This is a genomic window from Candidatus Profftia tarda, from assembly GCF_904848675.1.
In the GTDB taxonomy this organism is placed as follows: Bacteria; Pseudomonadota; Gammaproteobacteria; order Enterobacterales; family Enterobacteriaceae; genus Profftia; species Profftia tarda.
Genome location: NZ_LR890047.1, coordinates 416279 through 430916, shown reverse-complemented (window position 1 = coordinate 430916; position 14638 = coordinate 416279). Strand labels below are relative to the sequence as shown.

General features: G+C 29.4%; 6 protein-coding genes. 5 read left to right on the top strand and 1 reads right to left on the bottom strand.

From position 1 onward, the window contains the following. Positions 1-237 precede the first annotated feature (237 nt). The 4 genes from KTT71_RS01075 to kefB all read left to right on the top strand — a co-directional run bounded on the left by KTT71_RS01075 (position 238) and on the right by kefB (position 8214). Positions 238-711 carry a DUF494 family protein gene (locus KTT71_RS01075; protein ID WP_216782732.1) on the top strand — a complete coding sequence of 158 codons (474 nt, stop codon included), beginning with the start codon at positions 238-240 and terminating at the stop codon, positions 709-711. Between the two features lie 220 nt (positions 712-931). Further along, entirely contained in the window at positions 932-1468 is a 537-nt protein-coding gene (gene tsaC, locus KTT71_RS01070) for an L-threonylcarbamoyladenylate synthase type 1 TsaC (protein WP_216782633.1), read from the top strand. A gap of 5 nt (positions 1469-1473) precedes the next feature. Further along, positions 1474-2301 (top strand): shikimate dehydrogenase, encoded by an 828-nt coding sequence (gene aroE, locus KTT71_RS01065; protein WP_216782632.1) that lies wholly within the window; start codon positions 1474-1476, stop codon positions 2299-2301. 4101 nt (positions 2302-6402) lie between these two features. After that, positions 6403-8214 (top strand): glutathione-regulated potassium-efflux system protein KefB, encoded by a 1812-nt coding sequence (kefB, locus tag KTT71_RS01060; protein WP_216782631.1) that lies wholly within the window; start codon positions 6403-6405, stop codon positions 8212-8214. Between the two features lie 1077 nt (positions 8215-9291). On the opposite strand, the gene bamC is transcribed toward kefB, so the two are convergent. Next, positions 9292-9978 carry an outer membrane protein assembly factor BamC gene (gene bamC / locus KTT71_RS01055; protein WP_216782630.1) on the bottom strand — a complete coding sequence of 229 codons (687 nt, stop codon included), beginning with the start codon at positions 9976-9978 and terminating at the stop codon, positions 9292-9294. A 2882-nt stretch (positions 9979-12860) separates the two neighbouring features. Between bamC and pmbA the strand changes: the two genes are divergently transcribed. Next, entirely contained in the window at positions 12861-14201 is a 1341-nt protein-coding gene (gene pmbA, locus KTT71_RS01050; RefSeq protein ID WP_216782629.1) for a metalloprotease PmbA, read from the top strand. Positions 14202-14638 lie beyond the last annotated feature (437 nt).

Below are 14638 nucleotides of genomic sequence, written 5' to 3'. Positions count from 1 at the left end.
TATTACTGTTATCATAATGATCTATCTCAACTATATAGTTAGGCAATCAGTTAGTTGTAATTACTTCGAAAGATCTAAGTCGAATTATTGTTTACCGATTTGTTCACTAACGTAGAATGTGAGGTGACATCTATAGATGCGGCCGCCTAAAGAAGAGCATTAACTATATGTCATTAACAATAAATAAAGCTCAATATGTATCCCGGCGGTCTATGTCTAACTGAAGGGGGGCTAGCCATGTTCGACGTATTAATATACCTATTCGAGACATATATACATACTGCATCAGGCATGCAGGTTGATCAAGATAAATTAACTGATGATTTGACAAGCGTAGGGTTTGAACGAAAAGATATATGTAATGCCCTTGGATGGTTAGAAAAACTTGCTTTTATGCAAGAAACTAATGCACTACCTTACACTTCATGTCAAAAGCCTCATTTAATACGCATTTATGCCTATGAAGAGGTAATGCGCCTGGATAGTACATGCCGAGGGTACTTACTCTTTCTTGAGCAAATACAAGTATTAACTCCAGAAACTAGAGAAATGGTTATTGATCGCGTGATGGCCCTAGATGCGGAGCAGCTAGATCTTGAGGATGTAGAGTGGGTAGTGCTGATGGTACTCTTTAACGTTCCTGGTCATGAATATGCTTATAAGCAGATGGAAGCACTATTGTTCGAGTATAATGATGGCTACCTAAATTAAGGAGTTGATTGATGAATCAATAGAATACTTTTGCAGTTTATTAAATACATAACACAAAAGATATTTTAAGTATTTTAACCCATTACTCGTCCTGAATAGGTATAAAACAAATATAAAAAATATGCAGATATTTTTCTACAGTATAATCGATAGAATATACTAAATTCATCTAAGAGAATAAAAAATAAAAAACAAAAAACAAAAATCATCGCTAAAAAGTATGGTACAAGCATTAAAAAATGCAAAGGTTATAGCTTATCCTACTGAGTCTGTTTTTGGTCTAGGTTGCGATCCTGATAGTGAAACAGCTGTGCATGCATTATTAGAGTTAAAAAAGAGATCATGGGGGAAAGGGTTAATTCTTATTGCAGCAAAATATGAGCAATTACTGCCATATATTGATCGTACAAAATTATCAGAAAAAAAAATCGAACAATTATTTTCTTATAATGAAACACCTATTACTTGGATAATACCTGCTAAAATAACGACCCCTAGATGGTTAATAGGTCATTTTTCTACGATTGCAGTACGAGTTAGTCATTACTCCTTCATCCAAATACTGTGCTCAGAATTTGGTAAGCCTATCGTTTCAACCAGTGCTAATCTGAGCGGTCTAAAGCCTTGCCGTACTGCGCAAGAGGTTCGTTTACAGTTTGGTGATGATTTGCTTTTAATTGATGAAGCAGTTGGTACAAGTCTACAACCATCTGAAATTCGCGATGCTTTAACTAACCAATTATTTAGGCAAGGGTAATACAAATGAAACAATTTGCGGTTTTTGGTAATCCCATTAAGCATAGCAAATCACCAAGAATACATAAGATGTTTTCCGAACAGACGGGAATTGCTCTGAGTTATAATGCTCACCTAACTTCTACTGATAACTTTGATAAAAGCATTAAGTCATTTTTTTCTTGCGGTGGATCCGGAGCAAATATCACGATACCATTTAAAGAACAGGCATATAAACTAGTAGATGAATTAAGTGAAAGAGCCTCATTAGCAGGAGCTGTTAACACGATAAAGGTTTTAAGAGATGGCAGATTGCTAGGAGATAATACTGACGGTATTGGTCTATTGAGTGATATTAAGCGTTTAGGTATGGTCTTTCCTAAAACAAAAATTTTATTAATAGGTGCTGGTGGTGCAGCGCGCGGTATAATACAACCACTATTATCGCTGGGATGTGAGCTGATCATTACTAACAGAACGTATACTCGTGCACAAGAACTATCCAAAATATTTAGTGCTTTAGGAAAAAAAATTACTTCTGTTGATTTTAGTAAACTACAAGACGAGAGATTTGATCTTATAATCAATGCAACATCTTCGGGTATTTATAATGAAATTCCGCAAATTCCCTTTGAAATAATTAATAAAAATACTGCGTGCTATGATATCTTTTATCAAGAAAGATTAACACCGTTCCTGTCCTTGGCAAAGACACAAGGTGTAATACAGCTAGCTGATGGTTTAGGTATGTTAGTAGAACAAGCTGCCTATTCATTCTTACTGTGGAATGAGGTAATGCCAGCAACATCATCAGTTCTAGAAGTCATGCGTAAAGAATGCACACAATTTACATAGAGGATATAGTTTATAGCAATTATCTAATTATTGAAGCACATAAGATTCATATCGTATGTTCTTCAATAATTAGAAGTTGAAATAGATCATCTTTTATGATTAATTTAAAAATTAAATACATGCCAGAAAATAGAATTAATTATCATCTTTTATTTTAAAATAATTAAATTAATAATTCTTAATCTTTTATTGAAAGATAAAATATAAAAAGATATCATAAACACTATGAGTGTTCTAAATAATTATCCTAATAAATTTATCTTCTTAGAAAAGAACGACAGTATATGTACATATAGTACATCTCTGGTATATAATATACTCAATAAGTTAATTTTATTAAGTAGATATGCGACAATATATATTGATTAATTAACCTTACTAAATAAAGTACCTTGATAAACTGATAATGATATAATCTTTACTTGAACTTAATATAATATTGCTCACCATTGTTAATATCCTGAACCATAAATTGTAATAATATAATTATTAATTATTAACACAAACCAAAATCTAATCTAAATATTATATTTATTTAGGTTAACTCTATATTTTAATTATAATATAAAGTTAGGTTATATGAGTAATTAAATGAAATTAATATAATAATTAATTAAATAGTTGATTATATTAATATATTCTTTAGCAGAAACTAAAAATATTATATACTTACAGTAACCATAAAAATATTTAAAAACCAAAAATATATGATAGAAAAAGATACAAATGATAATAATGATTTTATTGCACTAGAATAAATCTTTCTATGTTCACATTATATACGGATGCAGCATTGTTATAAAAGTTCTGTATATACCTTTTGTTTTTATAGCAATAAAAAATCCTATCTTTATTTCATATCATAAAATGATCATATGTCTCTCTTTTATCTACATAATCCGTTGATATCTACTAGAAGGAGATATTATTGTAATATAACGTATGAATAGGAGTGATAAATAATCATAATAAAGATGCAATTATTTAAACTATCTAGCTTATATTCAAGTTATTTTTCATAACTATTTCATAGATATTCTCTTTGCAGATAATATCTATGAAATCCATTTAAAAGTCAATATTGCCTCTACAAATATATGGTATAAGTCAGTTTTATGTCTTATATTTATTTATATAATTGTTGAGAAGATATTTGCTAAATAATAATATTAGAAAATATATCTATGGCTTATAATTGTAAGAGTAAAGTTGTTAAATACATAATAAAATATAAAATAGCAGTCAAGTATACTATTAATAATAATCGTACTATAAATAGAAGAAGTAGTTTTGTATATGCATGTTTGAACTTTCATTGATATATTTTCTTTTTAAATATTATGAGTAATAAATGATTATCAAGAAAACCGGTTAGTATTTATAAACTTATAAAGAATACACTCAGTATAATTTAAGAGCTATTATTTAAATAGTAAATTATATTAAAACATAATATCTATGTAACATATAACATTTATGATATTAGTGAGTTCTAGTAACTAATTTATAAATAGTATAACTATTAGTATTTTAGTAAAATTATTAATACCCATATATAATCCAAAAGCATCATCTATTTGAAATATATTCACCTTAATATAAAATATGTTATTTAGCTATGAGGTTATATTGATTGATATAATACTCACCTATTATTGTACTGTTTTTCTTAATTGATCGAATGCTGTACAATATTAAAAATTAATAGATCATTTATTAACTGTATTGAACTATTTATGACATAATTTGTAATATATTTAAAATATAAGTTTTATCTTAAAATAGTTTGCATGTGTTATATAAACTATACTCAAGATTAATATGCAAACTATATTTGCTGACATACTTTTATTACATGATAAATTCATCTGATCTGATCTGATCTGATCTGATCTTATCCTCATGATATTATCGTAGATAAAATCAAGTTTGATTGTACTAAAGAATAAGAAATACTATTGTGAATAACAATTTCCTGATTTATTGCGAATATTTTCTTGGTATTTCCCTATACTTGGGCACATTAAATGATATAAATCTACTGTTGATAAGAATTTATATGATATGCAATTGCTCAATGTTAAAATCTTAAATCATATCTATATATTAAAAGAAGCAGAAGTTATCAGTAATACGGAATCATAAACCATGCGCCCTAAAATATTTTAGCATTAATATGGGTTTGATCATGCACCCGTAATAGATCTCATATAGGGTTTATTAAAATCTATAAATTAGTAATAGAAATACTGAAAATACTATAGTACTCAGAAATTTTCTTTTTACCTAATGAGAGTACCTTGAATAAGCATATCAATAAAGATAAGACAGAAAATAACTAGGGAAGCAGGCACAACAGTTTATGATGCTCAATAATTAATTTCCTTAATCAAGATAATAATAAGTGTCCTAAACATTTTACTAAAGTAATTAGATGGATTTTTAGTATTTTTTATTTACAATAGCTAACTACAAACATATTTAGCGCTAGCAGATAGAACTCAGATAATTTAACTTAATAACTTGCTTAATCTTAATTAAATTAATAATTTAATGTTCTAATATCACTACTTGCATATTACATATGATTTTTAATCATCTTCTCCATTCACTAGAACTAAAAAGAGATACTTGATTTTCTTTACTAAAATAAATTATGATCGGTTGACTGTACATGCTGATTATTGCAGGAATTATGCAGTTGCATCCTGCTTATATAGATAATCATATGCTGCAAATATATAATATATTTTGATTCTCACAGAGAATCATATGATTTGATTGATGCTCTTATAGAGCATATGGTTTTAGGATGAAATCAATAGCTATTTCATTAACTTTTAAACTAGATAAGATCAGATACGCATATTTTTGTTTATCTACTTACCTATTTAGCAAGCCTTTAATACACAGAAAACGTTCAGCTCATTTAAAATGTATCAGAGATCCTTTACAAAGTACCTTACTTATTTCTTTACTTGATTAGATTAATTATCAAAGATATGCACATGCAAATTAGATTCCTAGAACAGATATGATATGCTTGAATATTATTCATGATATAAATAGGAAACATTGCATTATGCTACTCTCCTCCTGCGATTAGGCTTTTTAAGCCTGTACTTGCTAGATCCATAGAAATAAACTAAAATATTAAGAATATACTATCATTATTAAATCGATAAATTTAATTTTATTATATAACCTACCCTCAATAAAACCGCTATAACTCCAATCTTCCTACATAAGTAATTAATAAAAATTTGAAAGTAATATCAGAAGAGTTAATTTTCTATGGCGATTTACTTAATAAGGAAATCTTTAATTAAACTTAGCCTATAATTCCTGGATTATAAAAGAGACGAATATAGAGCATTAAGAGAGATGAAATACAATTATAAAGCGACATTGATAAAAAATATGTTAAATTATGTACATTTTATAATGCTTATGCATGTGCATAATCATTCATGATACTCAAACTATCAATTTTGAATTATATATGCAAAGTAATTTAATATTTATTAATAAATACGCGTTGGAAGATTAATACATATTAGAAATATGTAACATATTCTTGCTATACCTCATGGAGAATTACAATAGTAGGTACAGATGAGATGTTACTCAAGCTAACAAATGTCTGTTAACTTAGATTATTATAATACTTTTTATCTGCACTATCATAAGCTTTTCGTGACATTCAATCTAAGCCAATAATATTGCGCAAAAACAGATAATTATTTTTAATATTATATATAACCATAGCTGTCCTGCTATGTTGAATTAGGGATTAGAGCATATTCTATTGTGTTCTTTTATTCATAGTATGGTCGAGTTATTTTCTGCTAAAAGCATTAGCATAGCATGGTATCTATAGGAGTAATCAAATGATCCACAAAAGAAATAGAGATCATACATACAGAATAAAAATATTTTTAAAATCATTACGACTCATTAATAGTAAATGTTGGTGCATATATTGGATGCTCCGAATAGCAGCAAATTGGAGATTAATATTAAAATCTAATACATTAAAAATTTATACTAAATTATACAGGAAATACCTCGCATCATCTTTGACTGTAGGTAGTTTAGCTCATGCATGAAGAAAGCTCACTCTTGCCGGCTATAATGCTATTTTTGTTTGCAGCAGTAGCAACTGTGCCAATAGCTAAGAGAATTGGCATTGGTACAGTACTTGGTTTTTTAATTGCAGGTATTGCAATAGGACCTTGGGGTTTAGGATTTATTCGAGATGTAGATGAGATTCTTAATTTTTCGGAGCTAGGAGTTGTATTTCTGCTATTTCTGATTGGCTTAGAGCTTAAACCAAGCAAACTCTGGGCTCTGAGACGCTCTATTTTTGGTATAGGAGCCGGACAGGTTTTTATCACTGCCTCCATTCTTAGCAGTCTATTATCACTGGCAGATTTTTCATGGCAAGCTACTGTTATCGTAGGAATTGGTCTAGCGATGTCATCAACATCTATGGCCTTGCAAACAATGCAAGAAAAAGGTATGGATCGCAATGAAGGTGGGAGACTTGCTTTATCGGTGCTGCTATTTCAAGATATAGCTGTTATTCCTGCATTAGCATTAATTCCTGTACTAGTTCGTTCTAGTATTCAAAATACTAACTGGACTTTTATAGCAATAAAAGTAGGAGCATTACTAGGAATGCTGATAGGCGGGCGTTATCTATTGCGACCTGTTTTTCGCTATATGACTGCTACTGGTGTGCGTGAAATATTTACTGCTGCAGCATTATTAGTGGTATTAGGGTCGGCTATCTTTATGAAGAGCTTAGGTGTTTCAATGGCTATGGGCACTTTTATAGCAGGCGTCCTACTAGCAGAAAGTGAATCTCAGCAAGAATTAGAGATTGCTATAGAGCCTTTTAAGGGCTTGCTTTTAGGGTTATTTTTTATATCTGTCGGTATGGCGTTGAATCTAGGAGTTTTATATACCAGGTTACCAGAAGTATTGCTCGGGGTAATTATGTTAATTACAGTAAAAGGCGGTATATTATATATTTTAGCCAGCATTGCTGGAATTCGTAGTTCTATGCGCATGCAGTTTGCAACTGTACTAAGCCAAGGTGGTGAATTTGCATTTGTGCTATTCTCCGCAGCCAGAATTGAGAAGTTGCTTAAAGCAAATCACATGGAAATATTGCTAGTAATTGTTACCCTTTCCATGGTGACAACCCCTTTCATGATGAAGATGGTCGATCAAATCCTAGAAAAACGCTATAACCCATCGAATAAAAGTAAAGAAGATACGTGCAAGGACAATGAAAATACTCAATTAATTATAGTTGGTTTTGGTCGTTTTGGTCAGATTATCGGGCGCTTATCAATTATGAATAGCATTAAAATAACGGTTTTAGAACGTGATATAAGCACGGTAAGTATGATGCATCGTTATGGATATAAGGTGTATTATGGAGATGCTACAGAACTAGAACTACTGCGTACTGCTGGTGCTGAAAAAGCCATTGCTATTGTTATAACCTGTAATACACCAGAAGACACGCTAGCAGTAGTAAATTTATGCCAACAGCATTTCCCTCACCTAAAGATATTAGCACGAGCACGCAGCCGCGTTGAAGCGTATGAACTCCTAATAGCTGGTGTAAATCAGTTCAGTCGTGAGACATTTTCTAGCGCATTATATTTAGGCAGAAAAGCATTGATAGAACTAGGTATGAATTCAGATCAGGCTCATCGGGCTGAGCAGCACTTCCGGCGACTAGATATGCGAATACTACGGGAACTAATTCCTCAAAATAATAAGAGTATCACACAAATTTCAAGAGTAAAAGAAGCCCATAGAGAATTAGAAGATATTTTCGAATGCGAGATGCATCATCAGTATATGCATGACTGGGATAAAGAAGATCAGTCATGAAATCTAAAGTAACCCATCAAAATAACTATATTTTTAAAAACTGCAAAACCTAAAATAAAAAGATTACAATATAACAGTTATATAATTTCAAAATAATGTCTTGTGCGATGTAAAATATATAACCTGTAATAACTTTAATTTCCTAACGATAAAAATTACTCCTAAATATAACTAAAGCATATAATCAAAGAACAAAAGAAGAAAATTCAATGAATATAATATATTTTATGAAATATTTTTTATAAACTAATATTAAGTAAAAATGATATTTTTCTAAAAATATAGATATTTTTAACATAAAAGATTGGAAGAACCAAATTACTATATTCCATAAATATATTGATTCAAAATATAGAGTATTTCATCCAACAGAAAATATAATTCTTTATTAATAAAAAATTTTGTTTTTTATTGCTTAATAAGCTGATGTCATCAGAGATGAATAATCTAGATTGATTAGGCATTCCTCATTATCAAACTATCTTAAAATAGAAACTTATGTTCTACATAGAATCAGAGGTATTAAATAAAGACATTAATCAATAAGTAGTTTGCTATATAACCTCATATATTTTAATCAAGATAGATAATAATGAATTATATATTATTTATTTGTAATATTAATATTTATGGTATACTTTTTTCTATGTAGAGCATCTCAAAATTTATATAATTTAATCTTTAAAGATTAAATTAAAATACCCTGATAATGATATCAAATAATGATTTTGTATAAGATACATAAATCTTAAAGAGACGATGGATCGATATAAAATGTATCTGCAATAATATAATATGTATTAAGTAAGACAATTTTAAATATCATATAGCAGTAGTAAAATAAAAACAAAATATATAACAAAAATATATTTTATTATTAGCCATGCATTTATATAGTCAAATATGAAGTAATTAAATAAATTTATTGAAAGATATTTCAATATCTTGAAACAACATTAAAAGAAATACTACATAATTTCCATATGCCTTATTATCCATAAACCTAGTAAATCATCTTTAACATCATCTTCATAAAGATAAAACTGTATTTTATAAGAACTAGTTTTGGATATCAATTTAACCATGCTGAGTTTTATTGTGAAAATTGCCTTCATCTATCTGATATTTCTCTAAAACCCTTATTATGTTATTAAGTACATAAACTGTATAACGCTGAGCTTGCAACCCCTTATCCACTTCTAAATAGCCATGTTTAAAGCTTAATAATTTAATGACAATTTTAGTTTGGGTTTTCTTCTTTGGTTGCACATAAATTTCATAGCGACCTCTATACTGCACGTCTTCATCACTGCACTGAAAGATAATCCAATCAGTTCTTAAAATTTGGCTCCCAAAATTACACCAGGCTATTGGATAGCCTAGTAATTTCACTGCTTGTATTACCTGATTCCAAATACTGCTTCCCACACAAGCAGAATCTACTAATAAAATTGCTTTACCATTATAATATTGACCACTAGAACCTTTCAAAAAGGGCAGGATCTGAATAGGTGGTCTAATGTCTAAGTCTTTGCCTATATCACCTCTAGTTGAGTGATGCAGAACCTGATAAGTATTATTTTGGGGCAGTAATATTATTCCAGTTGGGATTTTTAATTTAGATGGCATAACAGAATTAAGATAGCCTTCTCCTCCTGTGGCCTGACGTTTATAACTATTATCAGTGGAGCACGCAGCCAATGTTATGACTAAAAAAATATTTATGAAGATGGATATCCTAAATCTTTGTGCTGAGTAGACCACTTAGTCTCCTTGAACTAGAAAACTTAATATATTAATGCTTATAATAAAATCGTAATTTCTTGCTCATTATCATTATATCAGTTATATAATAAGAATATTAATGATGCTATATGAAGACAATTTTCGGTAAATTAAGAGCCTTCTTTTACAATTATCAACTTTAATAATATAAATAATTGCTGATATAAAATCAATAAACGTTCTAAATATTAATGTCTACCAGACAAAATGTAATCATCTAGTTTAGATATGTTTGCGCAATAAAACTTTACTGTAAATATAGTAAAATCTATATATATCGTTATAACACTCAAATATTCGTAATTAATTAAGAATAGCAAATGCAGATATAGTAAGAAAAGGTGTTTTGGCAATTATTAGCTAAATTTTAGTACCTGATTGCTATCTTATAAAATTAAATATTTTTCATGCCTTATATCTTATGCTGTACGAAAAAAGCATTATATAATATATTAGTTAAATGAGACATCATACTAGTATATTGATATGCCGGTTAAAACTATTTTTTATTATATTTAAGTATGTTATTATGGTCAAATTATTAATAATTGGTATTATTATAAAAGAATAGATCAATAATATACGTTAAATATTTTTAGAAAATAAAGATGTATAATTACAAACAAATTGTGAATTTAAAAAATTTAAATAAACAATTCATATAATCTGATGATTTGAGATCTTTTAGCTTAATTTATGTGTTTCAATAGATCAAAATTGTAAATCAAGCTTTCTACCATGTGTTGATCATGAAATGATCATATTTATTAGCAATAATCAAAGTTAAATTATTCAATAGAAAATAGTTATACTCCTAAACACCAACAGTACACTATATTAATATAGTGCCGATGTAATATAGAAAAAACTGCTGCTATATTTGCGTACCTGTTTTATGAGAATTAGGCTAGTCCTGAAATCATTTAAGCATTAAGAATTCCTTTTATACACTAAAATCATTAAACTAATCACTTAATAAATATGTATTTTATTTATATAGGCTAAATATCGAATCATGTACTATCGGAGTACACGTCATTCGAGAAAACTGCTTCTTTCATGTAACTATTATGTTCGTGCCAAAGTATGGTACATTAATTGAAGAAATTATATTATACCTAATTGATTAAATAGGAGTATCCTATTATTTAATATTCTAGAATCATACTACTAATTTTAAGACCTTGTATATAACATAGACCTTCTAGAGCAGACTTTTCCTCTCTATACTGCGATATAGTAACTAGAAATCATATTAATGATTCGGAAGAACTACAGTATTTAAGAAGACTATCATCTGAAAAACTTATTTTTAGAGATCCTTATTATTGCTCTGCGTCTTACTGAAATCTGTTATTAGCTTAATGAGTAATTATTATGCTGTTACTAGAAAAGGTAGATCTTTAAAAAATAAGCATATAAAAATTACTCGATATTATCAGAAATATATGATATTTCTTTTTATGTAAATTCATAATTATCGTCTATATGTTGTGCATGGATAAATGAATTCTTCTTAGAGCAAAACCATATAATACTGAAATCAAGAAAATCATAATAAAGTGTTAGATAATTATCTTTAGAAGAAAAAAATTTTTATTTTCTTTAAATCTACAAGGAATAAATGATATTAAAATCCAATCATATTTCTGTTGATAACTCTTTCAGCTTATTGCATATCTATTTTAATGCTTCAATAATATTATAGCTTACGCCAAAACCTACATATCAGACTTATAACTTAACTGATACTGAGATAATCTATTTATTACTCATCTAATATTGAATAATCCGTTTACACCAAAAAATTGCGATAAGTAATAGATACATCGCAAAGAACATATAAACGATGAAATGATGCATATGCAGCTGGTTGAATAGACTGAGCATTTAATTAATCATAGCAAATGTTATTAGTTATTACCTTGTTATAAATAAAAACACTTTTCAGATATTTATTGATTCTATAATAATTCTTGATTCGCTACCTCAAGCTAAATAGGATGTTATTAGTATACCAAAATTTATAAGATCTTAGTTTAAGATACAAGCAGTAAAGATGCAAAGGATTAGTTATAGCCAGATAAGTAAAAGCATAACTAATGCAGAGATTATTTTATGGATGCATTTGGTTATTTAATAAGTAGTAATTGGGTAACTACCTGAACTAATCAATAGGATCAGAATACAGTGGTGATATATTAATACTAAAAATAGCACCTTATAGTAATCAATACTGGATCTTATTTAAGAATTAGAGTTAAAATTTTCTATTTGATCAAGGATACGGTAAAATTTTTGGTTACAATCTGAGAACAAAAGATATATCTGAATAAAATTAATTAACTAATACTCTCTAATATCTTTAATCAGCACACCAAAATACTCTATTCAATTTTCATATATGAATTTGATTTAAACTAAAAACATCGTATCTTTGGATTGACTTATATCTATTAAATAATTATTATAAATCTGAAAGTAATTATATCACTAAACTACTTGCTTTTTAAAATCGTCAGAATAAATTTTATAGTAGATACTTGCACTATTTGCTGTATCTACTAAGAGTAATTAATTGAAATAATATTTGAATATTAAATATAACCCAGTGATATCATTTCACAATAGAAAAGATACTTCTATCAATAAACTTTTCCTTCAATTAATTATTTTAAAAGTGAATAATACCCATAATAAGAGCCCAAATTTTTAATGCATCTTTGAATAGTTATGTTAACTTTACCTATTATTTATAATAATAGTGAATAATTTTAAAATATTATCATGGGTACTCATCATAAGAGTCTGTAGTATGAAAAATACTTTTTAATAAATTTCTGATAATTAGGGCAGATTATATGGAAGTCGTCACTCAAATTGCAGAACAGCGCAGTGCGCTGGAAAATGCTGTGGCATATGCTCTAGCATTAGCCAAAGTTGGATCAGATGCTGCGGAAGTAGCTATTACTAAAACAACTGGAGTTAGTATAAGTACGCGTTTTGGTTCAGTTGAGAATGTTGAATTTAATAATGATGGTGCTTTATATATTAATGTTTATTGCCAGAATAGTAAAGGTAGTTCTTCATTGACAGATCTAAGACCAGAAGCTATTGCTTGCGCTGTAGAAGCGGCTATAAGCATTGCACGTTATACTTCTGCAGATCCATTTTCTGGCCCTGCTGATAAAGAACTATTAGCATTCCAGGCTCTAGACCTAGATCTCTTTCATCCTGCCGAGTTAGACATAGAATACGGTATAGAATTAGCTGCACGAGCTGAACAACAGGCCTTAAAATTTGATCGTCGCATTACTAACACCGAAGGAGGCAATTTTAATAGCCATCATGATATTAAAGTTTTTGGTAATAGCTACGGTATGCTGCAGAGCTATATCTCTAGCAGGTACTCAATCTCAAGCTGTGTGATTGCCGAACATAATGGCAACATGGAACGTGACTACGCTTACACCATATCTCGTGATTTAAATGATCTAAAAAGTCCTGAATGGGTTGGAGAAGAGAGTGCCCGTCGTGCTATTTTGCGTTCGGCACCGCGTCGTTTGCCTACAATGAAAGCACCAGTCATATTTGCAGCAGAAGTTGCTATTAGTCTCTTCGGGCATTTAGTCGGGGCTATAAACGGCAGCTGTGTATATCGTAAATCTACTTTTTTACTTAATAGCCTCGGTAAACAAATTTTACCTAAATGGCTTACTATAACAGAACAGCCGCATATACTAAAAGGCATAGCCTCTACTCCTTTCGATAATGAAGGTGTGCGTACTATTGCACGCAATATTGTCGAACATGGTGTATTACAAACCTGGCTAATGAATAGTTATTCAGCACGTAAGATGGGCCTACAAAGCAGTGGCCATGCTGGCGGCATTCATAACTGGTATATTAAAGGACAAGGATTAAGCTTCCAGCAAATGCTAAGAGAAATGGGCACTGGTCTTTTAGTTACAGAACTAATGGGAGAAGGTGTGAATAATGTAACCGGTGACTATTCCCGCGGTGCGGCAGGTTTTTGGGTAGAGCACGGTGAGATCCAGTATCCCGTAAGCCAAGTAACTATTGCAGGTAATTTAAAAGATATTTGGTTAAATCAAATCACTATTGGTGATGATATTGAAATACGCAGCAATATTAAGTGTGGATCTGTTCTATTGGAAGACATGAAAATTGCTGGTGAGTAAGATCTTGACGGCCTGATCAAGAATCATATTCATTCTATCTTTTTAAATAAAGATCAAATGATTTTTAATCATGTCTACGTTTAAGCTAAATATGGTCTTTAATAACAGTATAATTTTTTGTGCTGTAGGCATATTTATTATCAAGCTTCTTTAAAAGCAGAGAGAAGATGAATGTAGATGCTAATTACATAATCAGCAATTAGTTGCTGATTATAGAGTATTGTCCTTAAATAGTATAAATTAGCTGCATTTAAGTAATGCATCTGATTAAATAAAACATAAAATTATATGGTTACATTGGAGACATGAAATATAAGCCAACTTCCTTAAGAAGGCCTCCCACGTAATAAAAATAAACTACCTATAAATCAATATTTTAAATTATTATTGACCATTTTTATAAAAATAAAAAATCTGATATGGCCACGTATTAAGTA